The sequence below is a fragment of the Pedobacter endophyticus genome (genome assembly GCF_015679185.1).
Classification (GTDB): domain Bacteria; phylum Bacteroidota; class Bacteroidia; order Sphingobacteriales; family Sphingobacteriaceae; genus Pedobacter; species Pedobacter endophyticus.
This window is the reverse complement of the sequence record NZ_CP064939.1, coordinates 475975-492665: the sequence shown is the minus strand read 5'-3', so window position 1 is coordinate 492665 and position 16691 is coordinate 475975. Positions and strand designations below refer to the sequence as shown.

Genomic DNA, 16691 nt, shown 5'->3' with positions numbered 1-16691 from the left:
ATTTAAACGACACGAAATGACTAAATATATTAAAAGTTTGGGCTTGCTTTGGGTTACGGTATGCGCTATCGGCGTCACTGCTTCGGCTCAAAGCACTAATCAAACTGATACAACAAAAAATAGCAATGCGAATGTAAACCGCGTTGCTCAGCCAGATTCAACAAATACACTGATTGAAATTCCTTTCGGAACAAGAAGCAGAGAAGAATTGAATTATGCGGTAAGCGCTTTACGTTCTACCCAGCTTACACAGGTTCCGATCAGTAACTTATCGGGCCTGCTCGCTGGCAGATTAAGTGGTTTTCTCTTCAGGTGGACTGGTAATCAGCCGGGAGGGGGGAATGTATCCTACCAGATTCGCGGAAGATCATCCTACGCACAAGGATCTACACCAACCTTCTTAGTGGATGGTATAGAGCGTGACTTTGAAGATATGGATATTACAGAGATTGAGAGTGTGACCGTATTGAAAGATGCTGCTGCTTTAAATTATTATGGGTTAAATGGCGGCAATGGAGCCATTTTAGTAACCACTAAACGTGGAAAAATAGGCCAGAATTTTATAACTTTAGATGCTCAAGGTGGCTTTCAATCTGCCAGTAACATCATTAAACCATTAAATTCTTATGATTTCGCCACACTTTATAACCAGGGTTTAACCAATGTTGGTCAGACTCCTGCATACAACGCTCCAGCTTTGGATGGATACAAAAATCACACTGACCCTTATTTGTATCCTGATAATAATTACGTCGAGAGATTTATTAAAAAACAAGCGCCTACACAACGTTATGCCATAACGTTTAGTGGCGGTAACAAAAGGGTACGTTATTTTAGTGCGGTAAGTTACCTCAATCAGCAAGGTCTTTTTAGGGAAACAGAAACTCCAAATTACAATTCAAACTATGGTTATAAGCGCTACAATTTCAGAATTAATTTAGATTATGATGTAACTAAAACATTAACGCTCTCTTTATTAGCTGGTGTAAGAAGTGAGGTGAGAAACGACGTAGGCGATGGAACAAGTACGGTTCTAAATAATTTATACAACCTGCCGCCAAACGCATTTCCCATTTTAAATGCCGATGGCACTTATGGTGGTACCTCACTTTTTCAAAACAATCCTTTAGGTCAGTTACAGGCCACTGGTTTTTCCAGAACCACTACCAATATTTTATTAGCCAGTATCATGGCCGATCAAAAGCTTGATTTTATTACCAAAGGTTTATCTGCTAATTTATTCTTCTCTTACGACGGTTATGGCAATTATGGCGATGGTTTAACAGAAAATTATGCGGTATTTAATCAAACAGTAACACCGGCCCAAACGTATCGTACGCCTGCGGTAATTGCTTATCGTACAGCAGCTTTTCAAACCAATACCAAGAATAATGAACTTTGGTTTGGTTTGGATTACAAACGCAGTTTTGGCGAACATCAGGTGAATGCCAGCGTAAAAGCACAGCAATATGTAAGTTCCGCGGTGGATAGAATTGATTATCGTTCACGGATGTTAGTAGGCAGGCTCGACTATAGCTTCATGCAACGGTACATGCTTGGATTTACAGGAAGCTATTCTGGTTCGGAAAACTATGCACCTGATCGTCGGTTTGGTTTCTTCCCCGCAGTATCAGCCGGTTGGTTGCTTTCAAAAGAAGATTTTTTGAAAGATTCTGAGCTTATCAGTTTCTGGAAGTTACGCGCTTCATATGGCAGATCAGGCAATATCGGCCCCACTTATGACACCGGTGGCAACATTGTAAGGCTTCCTTATCGTACCTTATTCACCAGAGATGCCGGTCCGTTTTTAGGCTCCACCTTTTCAACTTCAACAACAGCACGTTTGGTAAGTCCGGCAGGAAATCTGTTAACCACCTGGGAGAAGGTTGATCGTTTGAACATCGGAACAGATGTTGATTTCTTCAAAGGCGCTTTTTCGTTTTCAGTTGATTATTTTAATGAAGAACGTACAGACATATTAGGGCCGCCTAATTTACCAGGTATCGTAGGGATTGCCATTGCTCAGGTAAATTCGGGTAAAGTAAGCAGCAAAGGGTTTGATTTAAGCGGAACCTTTAATAAAAAAATTGGTGATGTTTTATTGAGCGCCAATGCTAATTTTACTTATGCCAAAAATATTATCCTCGAAAGAACAGAAAATACTTTGCCTAATCAATCAACCATTGGGCGCTACATTGGGGGTGGAAATTACTATATAGCGGAGGGTATTTTTCAAAATCAGGCTGAAATTAACGCCAGTCCGAAGCAAACCTTGGCCAGCTTAGTTGTTCCCGGCGATATCAAATATAAAGACATGAATAACGATAATATCATTGATGCCAATGATGCTGTCGCTGGCGATTATACCGATATCCCAAAAATGTACTATGGATTTGGGCTTAACATCAGATACAAACAGTTTGATTTAGGAGCACAGTTTCAGGGAATTGAAGGTAGAACGGTCGATGTTTCTGACATTGTATACGCCGGTCCTAATGGATTAAATCAATTGCGTTTGGAAAGCTGGACACCTGCTAATGCAGCAACGGCACAATATCCGCGTATTGGCATTACCGATAATGGGAACAATACAGCTAATTCTACTTTTTGGTTACGTTCTGGAGATTTTATAAAATTGAGATCTGCAGAATTTGGCTATTCTACACCAGAACGACTTAATCAAAGGTTGCGTTTTGCAGGAGCCCGAATATTTGTTAGCGGTAACAATCTGTTTGCCATTTCATCACTTAACAAATTGGGTATAGATCCTGAAACACCAAATGCAGGTCGTTTCTCTTCTTATCCTTACGTTAAAACATTCGCAATAGGTATTAATATTAAATTTTAATTGAGATGAAGACAAAATTATTTTGTGCACAAATCCTTTTTGGCTTTTTGCTAATCTGTTTTAGCGCTTGTAAAAAGGATTTCTTTACGCCATCATATAGTGAAGGACCTGTAATTGAAGAGGCAATCTGGAATACCGACCGAAGAGTAAGAGAATACCTGAATAATGGCTATAATTATATGCTGGCAAGGTATAATGTTGATGGTTCCGGCGCATTAATGGCGAGCGGAAGCGATGAGGCAGTTAATTCAAACCTGAACAGTAACATCAATATTTTTAACAATGGTAACTGGAGCAGTTCCAGAACCTTTGATGAACAATATACCAACCTCTATAACGGTTTGTGGGTGGTGAATACGTTTCTAGAGAGATCGCCAACGGCGGTTATTTTTCCGGCAAGTGATTTGCGTGGATTAAGAGGGGAAGCTTTCTTCCTTCGCGGGCTATTTCATTACGAGCTTTTTAAAAGATATGGCGGTGTGGTTTTGGCAACACGTTCATTTTCTCCAACCGAAAACCTTAACATTCCAAGAAATACTCCTGATGAAGTAGTACAGCAAATTGTAAAAGATTGTGATTCTGCAATTAACCAAATTCCGGCCGCTTCCACCAAAGATTGGGATGCTGCGAATTACGGACGAGCAACAAAGGCCGCAGGAATGGCATTAAAAGCGAAAACGCTTTTGGTGTATGCAAGCCCCCTGTACAATACAGGCAATAATTTAGAGCGGTGGCAAAATGCTGCGAAAGCGGCAAAGGATCTGATTGATTTAAACAAGCATAGCTTGCTGAGTAATGCTTTATTCCAAGGTTTATGGGATTACACAGCCACTGCAACAACCTACAATAATGAAGTGATATTCGCAACGCCTGCCAGTAATACCAATGCTATTGAATCTAATAATGCACCAATTAGCTTTACAGGTGGATTAGGAAGAACCAACCCGACACAGAATTTAGTTGATGCTTTCGAAATGACAAATGGTAAGCCGATCACCGACCCTACATCTGGTTATGATCCGCAAAATCCGTACACTGGTAGAGATCCCCGTTTAAATCAATTTATTGTTTACAACGGAGCAACCTTTAAAACAGGAAGTTTAAGTCGTGCCGTAGAAACTTACGAAGGTGGCCGCGATAATGTGCCGTCTAATATCAATAACACCAAATCTGGCTATTACTTAAGAAAATTTTTAAGCGGAAATTCGACATACAACATTACCGGTACAACCAGTGTACGCAGGCCGTGGGTGCTTTTTCGATATGCTGAAGTGTTGCTAATGTTTGCAGAGGCATCAAATGAATTCTCAGGACCTAATGCAGACGTTTATAATGCCATTAATGCGGTTAGGAATCGTGCGGGCATGCCTTCGCTATCAGGATTAACACAATCTCAAATGCGTGAACGAATTAAAAATGAAAGAAGAGTCGAGTTTTGTTTCGAAGAGCAACGCTTTTTTGATGTTCGTCGTTGGAAAGAAGGAGAAAAATACTTTAACGGTGAAGTTAAAGGAATGAAAATCTCCAAAACTGGAAACGCATTAACCTACACACCCTTTGTAATTGAAAACAGGGTATTTACAAGCAAAAATTATTGGTATCCGTTTCAGCAAAGCGAATTGAACAAAGCCAGTAACCTTGTTCAAAATCCCGGTTATTAAATTATTGCGGCTACAAATGTAAAGATGAAATCAACATTTGTAGTCGCTATTCATATCCGATACGCAGCTTCATTTTTTTGAGATTCAAAATGAATAAAATACAATCTATCCATAAGGCAGTATTCAGGCATACAAAGCAAAAAGTCAAAGTACTTTTCTTACTGCATTTATTTCTGTTAATGTCAGCAAAATCGCAGGCGCAAAAAACAGATAAATTTATGGGCGAAACAGTAAATTATGATGAGGAGGCTGTGCCTGCATATACACTTCCGGATGTTTTAAAGACCGGCAATGGAAAAAAAATCACGAGTCGTAAAAACTGGGAAGCAAAGCGTAGACCTGAAATATTATCCCTTTTCGAAGAAAATATTTATGGAAAAATGCCTCCACGTTTAGATAGCCTGAAGTTTATGATTTCCAATATTGATTCGAATGCAATGAACGGAAAGGCACTTTTAAAAGAAATCCAGATTACGGTATGGCGGAAAGGAAATTTTTTAAGCTTCCCGCTTGTACTCTTTATTCCCAAAAACCGAACGAAACCAGCGCCTGCATTCTTACTTATCAACAATCGGAGTAAAAAAAATACCGATCCCACTCGAGTGGAAAAAAGTACGTTCTGGCCTGCAGAAATGATCATTGATAGTGGATATGCCATTGCTGCATTTCACAACGCCGATGTAACTCCAGACCGGAAAGACAGCTATCGACAAGGTTTATTAGAAAAAATATTTCCTGAAGAGATACAGAAGCCTGACGGGATTAAAGCCATTGGTGCCTGGGCCTGGGCAGCCAGCAGGGTAATGGATTATTTTCAAACGGATAATGATATTGATTTTAATAAAGTGGCCATTGTGGGGCATTCCCGAGGTGGTAAAACTGCATTGTGGGCTGCAGCTCAAGATCAGCGTTTTGCCATGGTATTGAGCAGTTGCTCCGGAAGCACAGGCGCTGCGCTGGCTCGTCGGCGTTATGGCGAAACAGTGAGTTTAATTAACAGGCAATTTCCGCACTGGTTTAATGACAATTATAAAAAATACAACAACCAGGTTGATCGTTTGCCTGTAGATCAGCACATGCTCATCGGATTGATCGCTCCAAGGCCGGTTTACGTGACCAATGCAACGGAAGATCGATGGGCGGACCCAAGAGGTTCATTCCTTTCTTTGGTGAACGCCAAACCCGTTTATGATCTGTATAAAAAGAAAACCATGCTCCCGGCATCATTTCCAGATACCAATAGTCCGACTATTCGTTCCGCCATCGGTTACCATTTTAGAGATGGCAAACACGACCTGAACGTTTACGACTGGACCAACTTTATAAAATTTGCAAACTTTAATTATAAAAGATGATCTTGTTCTTTGCACTTTAAATCAATTTGATTTGGGATGATTGGTGCCCAAACTTACCGATTACAATTGGGCACCAGTTAGGGCACCAGTTTGTATGGTTTAAGATGTTTTGAAATGACTTATAATTTTTGAGAATTGTGGTTTAAAATATCTTTTAAACAGAAAAGGCGCAATCTCTTGCGCCTTTCGTGATCCCGCTGGGATTTGCACCTGGTGCTAAAATCAGCGTTTAAATAGTATTTTATGCGATTTTTGATTTTTACTCACCTAATCTCTCACCATTTTTTTCGATACGTTTTAGCTGCAATTGCTATAGTGTAAATATAATCATTCCCTTTAAAAATTAAAAGAAATTTAAATTACCAATCACTGTGCGGTTCGACTCCGGCAATGGGTACAAAAATCTTCGGGACTCCCGAAGATTACCTAAGAAAATACTCTTCCTTTATCTGAAGCCCTTTCTTTTAATAAGAAAATAAACATTAGTTGATATCTTCAAGATAAAAAAATCCCCTATATTCATAAACTCAATTAAAACTATCTGTAATGGAAAATTGCGCTCACTATTGGATAATTATTGGTATTATGCTTTTCTCAGGTTTTTTAGGTGGATTTGGTAATTATTTGATGCTGAAGAAACAAAAAAGTGAGAATCCACATCAAGAAAACTTATTAATAAGATCAATTGTTCTTGGACTAATAGCTTCATTTTGTGTACCACTTTTCTTGAAAACAATATCAAGTAACTTATTAGACAAACCTGTTTCTACAAATCAAGGAGGCATTTTATTTAACTCCAATTACTTCGTATTAGTAGGCTTTTGTTTACTTGCTTCAGTTCTATCTAAACAATTTTTAGAAAGTCTTTACGAGAAAGTAATTAAAGCACAAGAAGATGCAAAAAAAGCAGTACATAAGGCCGAAGCGGCAAATGAAAAGGCCGAAGATGTTGTAGCATCATTAACGGAAAAAGATATTCAGGAAAGTAGTAGCACAAATAACAATGATTTTGAAAATGTTGCTCCTAACCTAATAGTTTCTTTAGAAGATCAAATAATAACTTCAATTAGAGATTCAAAATATATTTGGAGATCTATTTCTGGTATTGCTAAAAATCTTAACAAACAAAAATCTGAAATACAGCCAATCATTGATAAGTTGATGGATGAAGGGAGGCTTGAATCAAAGCTTAATTCACAAAATCAAATTCGTTATAAAGTTAAATTTTAACAATTAAATTGTTAAGTCTTCGGGGCCCTAAGATACCTAACTTCACGGTTACGGAAACCCGTAAATTAAATGAGGATTGGATTGCTAGATTTGAACTATAAAATTTTAATTACTAATATTATGGAACAAATTCAAGCAATTAAACCTGGTCCGAAGCCTAAAAAAGATAATGGACAAGATGATAAAAGAAGAAGGGTTTTACCTGAGACAAAGCCAAAACACCCTGATTTAAAGCCACACAAACATAGACCCAAGGATTGAATTTATTTGTTGATGTATTAAGTTTTGCTAGGCAAAAAGATATATTAAGTGTTTTTTGGCTTCCTCTTTGTTTTTGAAGTAGCAAGTTCTCTTTCTCTCTTAATCTGTTTGCTTGTTATTTCGCCAAAATCCTACATTATTTTGAGTATTTTTTCTGCTTCTTCAAGCGAAACTACTATCTCTTTTTCGGCAAGGATTTGCTGAGCTTATTCAGGTGTAATGTTGCGTTCCATACTCTGAGTATACACAAACTGACAAAATGATACGTCAAAACTTAATGCACCAAAAGCTAATTCTAAAGTTTATAGCAAAATGACTTAAATTACTCGAATGCGCTCTATTTTTTTGAATTTGAAGATTTCCGCCTAAAAATAATAGCAAAAAATATAATTCAAGTATAATAATCTAAAAAAAACAGCAAAATTGTCAGAACACCATGAACAGCTGGCAGAATTTTAACATGTCATGTTGACATTAATCTTAAATAAGCGTCAACATGTTGACATTATTGTGGAGTAAAAAACTGTGGCACAATTATGATGGATTTGTTTATGGTTTGTTCTTTATAAAAAAGAAAAGCCTGCTGGAGTAGTGATCCACGCAAGCTTTAAAGTATGTCATCAGTTTCAGGAAACGGTTAACCACCGTTGGCATGCTAATATGACGGTTTTTGTTATTTACGTCGCAAAAGTAAAAAAAGTTTGATGTATTCATAGTTTATTCGCTTTGTAACAGTATTATTATCATTCATATCTTAACCACCTGATTCCGGAGTAAGTTGCCCTGACACGAAATAGAATGGGCGTAAATGTAGATTTTGCAAACTAAAACTATTATGCAGAACCACACAAATTCGGATGCGATGCACCGATCAGGAGCGGTAAGGATACCCACCTCCATTTTGCCTGTTTTTAAACAAGGCTCGTTTTTAATGTATATACAGCAAAATGCTGACTTTTCGAAAGGAGGGATGGTTAATGGCTGATTCTACTAAAAACACAATCAAATTTTATCCAGTTTGCAATGGCGATATGACATTGATTACGCTGGCAGATAAAACAACAATTCTTGTAGATTGTAATATTCGTGAATCTGCTAAAGGTGATGATGACGAGAATCTTTTTGATGTTCATGAGGATCTACTTAAATCTCTTCAAAAAGATGCTGACGGCATTCCCTTTGTTGATGTTTTCATCCTGACACATGGAGATTGGGACCATTGCCGTGGCTTCGATAAGAATTTCTATCAGGGAAATCCAAAAGATTATACTTCGACCGACAAGAAAAGCAACTTGATCCGCGTTGAGGCTATGTGGTTCTCGCCAATGATTGCTGAAGAACACACCAATACTGATGAAGATGCTTATCAAACCGAAGCAGAAAGAAGATTGAAGCTGCATCGCGATAAAAACTCGAAAAAAGATGACCGTGGGAACAGGATCAGGATCATCGGTTATGATGGCAACTCAAAGTATGAGGACCTCGATCACCTTAGATCAATTCCCGGAGATATAGTAAGCCGCTTTAATGATAAAAATCAGGATACGTTTTCAATTTTTGTGCATTCTCCTTTTAAACAGCATTTGACTTCTGCTACCAAGGATAAAAACTCTACCAGTATTGTATTTCAGGCTCGTTTTAAGGAGAAAAAAGAAGATGCTACATTTTCTACGCTTGCCATGTTTGGTGGGGACTCTGACCATTATTCATGGGATACCATTCTAAAGGAAACAAAGAAATCAGGCAAGGATAAAAGTGAAAGTGCGTTGAACTGGGATATATTCCTTTCTCCTCACCATTGTTCCTGGTCTTTTTTCAATGATCGTCCGCAGGTGGATAACAAAGAACCAAAGAAAACTTCATTAGAGGTGCTGGATTACAAAAGAGGTGCTAGTCCTAAAATAATCGCTTCTTGTAAAAAGATTGTGGAAGCTAAACCTAATCCACCCCATAATGCTGCCAAAAAGCAATATGTGGATAAAGTTGGTGACGCTAACTTTCTGAACACCACGGTATATGAAGTTAAAAATGACACGCCGCAACCGATAGTGTTTGAAATTACTACTCAGGGACCAATAAAGCCTAAAGTGCAGGAAGGTACTGCCAGAGCCGCAGGCAGTGCAGCACTAGGAGTTGTTAATTCTGCTTCAAAGTATGGAAGCGGAAAAGTTTAGTAATAGCTTACCGGATTTTACCGGTGAGATTGTGAATCCTGCATTGCAGGATTCACTTTTATATTTAAAAAACGTTCTGGGCGACAAGTTCGTCATAAAGGAATGGGATGAATACCGGATTGCAGTGCCTGTAGATATTGCCGTGGAATTGCCTAGCCTGGGAAATAAAGATGGTATCGATATCAGTCCTTCTGAGCCGGTAATCTTTACTTTCAGTCTTAGGCACTACCCTGCTTTCTCACCAACTGTATTAACAGACCGTCTGGATTTTCCAAAAGATAAGCTTGCGCACCTATATATTGCAAAAAATGGTAGGCCGCCAGCGTTTTGCTACGTTAGGGGTGATAGTAATGAATGGTATGCCAATAAGCGTATTAACGATTTGCTGATCCGGATCGGTAATTGGCTTAGGGATGCTGCAACGGGTGAATTGACAGAAAACGGTGATCAGTTTGAACCTTTGAGGTTGGAGGGCTATGAGGATACTATTATTTATGACTACGACCGATTTGCCGAAACAGTACTACAGGACAAGGCTTTAATTCCGGGTGAACATTATTCAATTGCACTGTTTGAAAGAATCAAAGACGGTGAATCCAGCACTTACAAATTCCAAAAATTTGTAACAATGACAAATGCCCTAAAAGTGATCCAAGAGGTAGACCTCGAAAAGAAAAAAGATAAGAAGGCATTGGATCGAAAGCAATACCATTTTGGGTATGTGCTGTGGAGTGGTGACGATACAACTTATAAAAATTACGAGATCGAGTTTCCCGAAGATTGGGAAGGCTTCAAATTGTTCTGTAATAATTTCGGCATTGACCACTCAAAGTTTGAGGATATGGTTGCGACTGGCGATGCAAATTATTTTGTTCATTTCCCAGTGATTTTGGGAATAAAAAGACCCTCGACGCTTGTTGGCTATTCTTCAACTGTTGAGTTTGTCAATTTTCGTTTTTGGGTTGATACCACCGATGTCTCGGATGGAAAAATCATAAACAACATCCCTGTGAAAATCCAATCGCACAACCAGCCGCTTACCACTGCAAAGGCACGGGCGATTTCTGGCGATGAAAATGAGTGGAAAGAGCGCAATGTGGTGTTTGGCTGTGGTGCATTGGGTTCTAAAGTCGTGATGCATTTTACAAGGGGAGGTCAAACTAATCTTACCTTGATCGATCCAGACCACATTTCTCCACATAATCTGGTTAGGCATGCGTTGTTTGCAGACGATGAAGGAAATAACAAGGCTTCTGCATTGTCAGCAAAGATTACGAAAATGTATCCTATGGGCTCAGTAAGAACTATTAGCGGGCCATCCTTCAAGGACGATGTTTTTGAAAAGGAGGAAACTTTTAAAAATTATGGATGGGCAATGGATTTTACCGCTTCAGATGCTTTTTTCAATAAGATTACTGTCGCTAGTAATATGGGGGCGTTAAAAATTGCAAGCGGTGGAATTTCCGATTTCGGGAATCTTGGCATCCTGCTCAAAGAAGGCGCTAACAGGAATCCGAGGATTGACGATTTACAGGCAGCCCTTTACAGTACTTATAAAACAGACCAGAAGATTTCTGACTGGCTTCGCAGGGAACAATTGGCTACTTCAAATGGTAATCTCATTGTACAGGTTGGTATTGGCTGCAATTCGGAAACGACTGTTCTATCCGATGATAAGATTTCATCACATAGCGCTTATTTTGCTGGTGTGCTAAAGGGGCAGATTCCCAAGGATGTTCAAACTGGCAAGGTATACCTTAATCGCATTATCGGCGATGAAGATTACAATATTGAAACCTCTGTCCTGAATGTTGACCCATTTGACATTATAGCGGCAAAAAATGATGCTTCCTGGTCAGTTAGGTTCAAGAGTGGGATACTTGAGCAAATTAAGTTAGAGGCCAAAAAAGCAAAAAGAAAGGAAACCGGGGGCGTATTTGTTGGAATCATAAATTACAAGACAAAGACTATCCATGTAACCGACCTCATATCGGCACCACCTGACAGTAAAGCAAACAGTATTTGTTTTTACAGGGGCTATTCGGGCTTGCCAGAAGAAATCAAAAATGTCACCGAAGGTGCCGGTGGTCAACTCGGTTACATTGGGGAGTGGCATTCTCACCCAGATGGACCCAATGGTTTGAGCAGCGTAGATATGAACAGTATATACAGGTTTAAGGATGAGTTTTCAGGACTTGTTACCCCCTTGCCAGTGTTTTTGACGGTTGTTGCCCCTGCGGGAATTTTACCTTTTGTGTTTTAATTAAATAGTTATGAGTACAGAAACTAATTTAAAAGCTGCAAATTCGGCTTCATTATGGGCTTTCTTCATTTTCAACTTTGTTGTTTTCAACTCGTTGTTTTTTACCAGTTATTATGATTCGATTCTGAATGACTTTAAGTTGATGCTGTCGGCAAGAACGTCAGGAGTACTTATTGCACCGGTAGTATTGTTTATTGTTAATGGATTTTTATCCAGCGAACAAAAAGCGATTTTGATATTTTGGAGGTTAAAGAATGTCTTACCAGGTTCAAGGGCATTTTCAAAACACGGAAAGAGAGACCCACGGGTAAACATGAATAGGCTCGGCGCTCTCCATGCACCACTCCCTATTGATCCTACTGATCAAAATAGATTGTGGTTTAAGCTTTACAAAAGTCATCGTGAAGATATTGCAATCTTAAAAAGCCATAAGGATTTTTTATTGGCAAGAGATATGACTTCAATGGCTTTTCTATATTTAATTCTTGCTGGTATTCCAATGTTGTTTTTTGCAAAAGCGCCTTTAGTATATTATTACATCATTTTTTTAATAATGCAATACCTGACCTTAGTAACAGTCGGGCAAAACAAAGGGAAAGCATTTGTAACTAATGTCCTAGCTATAGAATCAACAAAATAACTAATATATTATTAGGTAATTAGAAGTTCGATTAGTGTACTTCCTAATTTTCAGAATCTTCCAGTGAATCGATTGGTATTCTGCAAAAAATCTTCAAATCCTCCTCCAATTGGTATGGATTGAAGTTTATACCGAGTACAAAGCCAGAAAGATAGTTTTCAGGAACATTCTTTCTGTTTTTTTTATGCACCAAACTCTTGTTTATCAGATATGTTAAGCGTGCTGCTGGATTTGTAATTGCGGTTCGACCTTCAAAATCTAAAATTCTCCATTTTTCTGAAAAGAACGAACCAATAATATATCTATTCTCTTCGATTGTACCTAAAGAATACAATTCTGTCAATCTTTTGAGCCGATTAAGTATTCTTTTCGAACTATTATTTTTTGTGTTGTCGTCACTCATAGGCGCTAATTGCTTAACTAATCTAAATTTTACAGGTAGCAGAAAAACTGAGTTCCGAGTGTTTTTCTTATCACCATCCTGAGTTTCGGTGCAAGGGAATGAAATCCGTTTGTATCACAAACGTACATTTCACTCCGCCAAAAAAACAGGCGGAGTCACCCTCTTCCAAGAGGACAGTACTGGTTAAAAAAATGTGATACAATTTGATGTTTAAAGGCCGGAGTTAAATCCTGGTCTGCGCCTATTGATCGGTTGGTTTGTTGGTAGGTTTTCGATAAACTGCTCCAGGTTCAAAGGAAGAAAAACCCTAAGTTTTGTGCGGATAAATTTGCGCGGTGCAGTTACAATTCTTTTAATCTTTGGAGAATGTTTTCCGCTAAAATTGCGACCTTTTGACTCTAATATATTGTTCATGATTCTATGTTTTTGATCGAACCAAAGGTGGGCAGGAGAAGTTCCGGAAACTGGGGAGCAAATAGGGGAGTTGTTATAGAAGATGGGTGAGATATTTATTAAATATTATGCTCAATATGAAAATCTGTACTAGATGAGTTTGCAAATAAGTACTGTTATTTTCTGGTGAAATACCATAATCATTAATGAGTTATTCGCTAGTCGTTTTAGATCTCCTGCGATTGCCCGCTGATCAACTTATATTGGTTAGGGTGTCTGAACATACCATGATATGGTATGTTTCTATCTCTCAAAAAGTCAAAAAGTTCTTCCTTCTCTTCTTTGTTGTTTTGGTCAAATCGACTTCCAAGATAAACGGCAACTGGATCAGGTACACTGACCTGCTTTGGAAAAAAATCCCCTTGTTTAAAAGTAGTAATGCGCCACTCTTGCTCATAACTCCAATCACTGCTTTTTACCAAAGAAGAGCAAACCAGTGCCATCGTATCCAGCTCTTCCAAAACACCAACTTTATATACCTCATCGGAATAGCGTACAGGTTGGATAAGTGGCCTTACGTGGTCGACATCCCTAAAATCGTATTCTAGGCATATTCCCTTATGCTCCTGCGCGTAGTGAGGCCACATCAGCAGAGAATCATTTCGCTGGGTAAAACAGGTGATTCTAAGTTTTTTACTCTCGTTTTCATTGATTTCAGTGAATCTTTTTTGCATCGTTTCTAATTGCTCTACAGCGCTTATAGTGATAATATTTCTGGAGATGCAAATTCGTCTGTAGGCTTCGTAGGGTTTCTCATTAGTACACAACAGATTTATTTCGTGTTTGGTCAAATCTGAGAATTTTGCGGCAAAACCATCTTGAAACTTTTTACTGGCATAATACATTCTAAGACATTCATCATTGTCAAATTGTAACATACACTCGAACGGGTCATTTAATGAGCCCATCTCTGCCAAATGGATCTCCTTATTTTTTAGGCTTTTGATTGTCCATTCGTTAAGTCCCTTATATTTAAAGAATGATTTAGGGAAGTGTTGTTCCTTAATCGGCATAGCCGTTTCAAAATCACTTTTCAACATTGCATTCCAATACGTTTCAACCCAGTTTGAATTCATTGTGTTTCAAAATAAATAATTGATGAAGGGTGATGCTTGTCTATCCACCTGGACCAAGTTAATATTTTGAGTGTGTAACTCAAAAATTCTGGCAACGATTATAAATGTTTAAAACTCTGTTGAAGCCGCGAAAGATTTTGTATTAATTTTAAGGCTATGGAAGTTCCAAAAATAAATCAGATCGATTACAACAGTACCTATATCAGTATGAATCTGATCGATGAGCTTGATTATTACTTAGGTGGTTATGCTAAGCCAAATGCTGAATTTATATTTTCCCTAAATACATTTGTTGAGTCATTTATTGCCTGTTCAGGATTTTATACGTCTTTAACTGAACTCAACCATATTAACCTGACTTCTGGAGCATTGTTTCCTCATGGACGGCCCATACTTAATATGATTGTCAAAGAAACGGGTCTTCGCTTTGTAAACGGTGTGGTAGAAAAACCGGCAAAAACAATTTATTCAGATTATGATCAGCTGCTCACTAGAAAGGAAGCACACCAAAAGTTCATTGCCAAATTGGATAAGCTTGAGTTGGAACAGTTTCTGCTTAAAAGCAATATCTTGTTGACTCCAGAGTTTATTCCACTAATGACTTCGACTTTTGAAAATGGCGAATTTTCTGTTTTTGAATTGCACAGTACCTCAAGTGAACTTGTATCAAACCTGCTGAATGTTTCACACCACAATAGTATACAAACCACATTACCAATCTATCTCTTTAACAGGCAGGTTAATGAATTAACCAAAACGCCTTATTCGATACAGGCACTTGAAAATGTCGCGAGAATTTTTGATGAAAAAATTGATAACCTCAAAAAAAGCCTTGGCTACAAATATCTCCCCATACCACCCTTTACCAATATTTTATTGAGCCAGTTACGTTCAATAGCTGATATACCGGCTAAACTCACTCAGTTGAGAGCTGATTACCAAGAGCTCAGAACACAATTTGTAGAACTGGAGAGAAATATTTATGGAACAGAGAGTATTAAAGAGCAATCTGATGCATATTATAAGTTCACAGAATTTTGGACGGTATTTAACAAAAAATACCTCAACAAAAACAATCGGATATTTTATGGAGCACTTGATCTTGGACAGGGCATTGATGCAGATAAGTCTGTGGATACCTTTATTGATAAAAAGAGTCCAGCAGAAGCATTTACTGACCTGAACATGGGTAAGCTAGGTGTGAACTTGGTCAAGGGTGCTTACAACTGGCATCAGGATAGGAAAGTGATCAAAAGATTCAAAGGTTTGACAAATATCTGGGAGCTTTTCGAGAATAGTACCAATCTAACCCAACAGCTGGGCAATTTTGAACGGCTTTTTCGAATTAAGTTCACTGATGCGGAAATTAGTGCTGTACGTCACTTTATTCAAAATCATTTTACTGACATCTCATCAATTCAATCGCCATGAATTATTTAAACAGAAGAGAATCAACTGGAATATTTGTGTATGACGATGGCATTTATCGGGAATATAAGGCGGATGTGGGAAATGGTTCAATCAACTCCATAGCAGTTGCACTTGACTACGATCTCAATGAAGTGCATTCCTATTTTCTTTCAGAAGGAACTTCGGAAAAGATCCATCATATCGTATTGGAAATCTTTAGCCGCAATGTAATATTTGTACTGACCCACAAACATGTCACCTTCATCACTGAAAAGGATATTAGGAAGGCAATGACTGGATTTTCTTATGATTACGAATATAGTCCATCAAGAGTTCAGGATATTTTAACTGCCGGCGTTGATAATAGTGCGCTTGGAATTGATTTTTTGTCGGACGTACTCAATATTAAGAACAGAGCAACTTCTGGGCTCTTTTATGCGAAAAAAATAAAGACTTATTTACAGATAACTGATGGGATTTTGACGGACTTTCAGTTTGATGATGGTTTTAGCACAGGAGCCAGACAGCTTCGAAGTGCTAACCAGACTGTGTTTGATGGCATTTCAGAAATTGCCAAAAGGTATCGGCCAGATGATATTTTTATGCAAACTAGAGAAATCAACCAGCAGTCAGAAGCATGGGCGATGGTTCCTGGAGCCCGTGGAAATGAATATTGCTTTTTGCACCGCTATGCTAACGACAGTATTAATTTCTATATGCTAATGGTTTGTCATTATGATCAGGATATTACCGAAGAAGAATTCAGAAGCATCAATTTTGGACGCTATGAATGGGATAAATCTTGGAAGGGAATTGGCCGGAAATATAATTGCGGACGGTTTACTTTTCAGTTCTTACCAGATGGAACACTCAACGATTTTGCCATGTTGTAAATATGTTAAATTTAGACTATTCTG

At 38.3% G+C, this 16691-nt stretch carries 13 protein-coding genes; 11 read left to right on the top strand and 2 right to left on the bottom strand.

Annotation, left to right across the window (positions count from 1 at the left end):
- Positions 1–16 precede the first annotated feature (16 nt).
- The 9 genes from IZT61_RS02130 to IZT61_RS02095 all read left to right on the top strand — a co-directional run bounded on the left by IZT61_RS02130 (position 17) and on the right by IZT61_RS02095 (position 12432).
- Complete coding sequence (locus tag IZT61_RS02130; protein ID WP_196099563.1) at positions 17–2848, top strand: SusC/RagA family TonB-linked outer membrane protein; 2832 nt, start codon at positions 17–19, stop codon at positions 2846–2848.
- Positions 2849–2853: 5 nt separating this feature from the next.
- Entirely contained in the window at positions 2854–4509 is a 1656-nt protein-coding gene (locus IZT61_RS02125; RefSeq protein ID WP_196099562.1) for a RagB/SusD family nutrient uptake outer membrane protein, read from the top strand.
- An 89-nt stretch (positions 4510–4598) separates the two neighbouring features.
- The gene (locus IZT61_RS02120; protein WP_196099561.1) at positions 4599–5864 is read left to right on the top strand and encodes an alpha/beta hydrolase family protein; all 1266 of its coding nucleotides are present in this window, start codon (positions 4599–4601) and stop codon (positions 5862–5864) included.
- 546 nt (positions 5865–6410) lie between these two features.
- Positions 6411–7094 (top strand): YEATS-associated helix-containing protein, encoded by a 684-nt coding sequence (locus IZT61_RS02115; RefSeq protein WP_196099560.1) that lies wholly within the window; start codon positions 6411–6413, stop codon positions 7092–7094.
- Positions 7095–7214: 120 nt separating this feature from the next.
- Positions 7215–7355: a hypothetical protein gene (locus IZT61_RS02110; RefSeq protein ID WP_196099559.1), complete on the top strand. Its 141-nt coding sequence runs from the start codon at positions 7215–7217 to the stop codon at positions 7353–7355.
- Positions 7356–8190: 835 nt separating this feature from the next.
- Positions 8191–8340, top strand: coding sequence for an efflux RND transporter permease subunit (locus IZT61_RS22155; RefSeq protein ID WP_230383815.1), 150 nt, complete (start codon positions 8191–8193; stop codon positions 8338–8340).
- Positions 8333–9529 (top strand): ComEC/Rec2 family competence protein, encoded by a 1197-nt coding sequence (locus tag IZT61_RS02105; protein ID WP_196099558.1) that lies wholly within the window; start codon positions 8333–8335, stop codon positions 9527–9529. Before IZT61_RS22155 ends, IZT61_RS02105 begins: the two co-directional genes overlap by 8 nt.
- Positions 9510–11792: a ThiF family adenylyltransferase gene (locus IZT61_RS02100; RefSeq protein ID WP_196099557.1), complete on the top strand. Its 2283-nt coding sequence runs from the start codon at positions 9510–9512 to the stop codon at positions 11790–11792. The genes IZT61_RS02105 and IZT61_RS02100 overlap by 20 nt, the downstream gene beginning before the upstream one ends.
- A gap of 10 nt (positions 11793–11802) precedes the next feature.
- A complete protein-coding gene (locus IZT61_RS02095; protein ID WP_196099556.1) occupies positions 11803–12432 on the top strand; it encodes a hypothetical protein in 630 nt (209 codons plus the stop codon).
- A 43-nt stretch (positions 12433–12475) separates the two neighbouring features.
- On the opposite strand, the gene IZT61_RS02090 is transcribed toward IZT61_RS02095, so the two are convergent.
- Together IZT61_RS02090 and IZT61_RS02085 are read right to left on the bottom strand one after the other, a co-directional pair.
- Positions 12476–12835 carry a hypothetical protein gene (locus IZT61_RS02090; RefSeq protein ID WP_196099555.1) on the bottom strand — a complete coding sequence of 120 codons (360 nt, stop codon included), beginning with the start codon at positions 12833–12835 and terminating at the stop codon, positions 12476–12478.
- A gap of 620 nt (positions 12836–13455) precedes the next feature.
- Positions 13456–14364 (bottom strand): DUF2971 domain-containing protein, encoded by a 909-nt coding sequence (locus IZT61_RS02085; protein WP_196099554.1) that lies wholly within the window; start codon positions 14362–14364, stop codon positions 13456–13458.
- A 156-nt stretch (positions 14365–14520) separates the two neighbouring features.
- Here IZT61_RS02085 and IZT61_RS02080 point away from each other — a divergent pair, with 156 nt between their 5' ends.
- Entirely contained in the window at positions 14521–15795 is a 1275-nt protein-coding gene (locus IZT61_RS02080) for a hypothetical protein (protein ID WP_196099553.1), read from the top strand.
- Entirely contained in the window at positions 15792–16667 is an 876-nt protein-coding gene (locus tag IZT61_RS02075) for a hypothetical protein (protein ID WP_196099552.1), read from the top strand. Before IZT61_RS02080 ends, IZT61_RS02075 begins: the two co-directional genes overlap by 4 nt.
- Positions 16668–16691 lie beyond the last annotated feature (24 nt).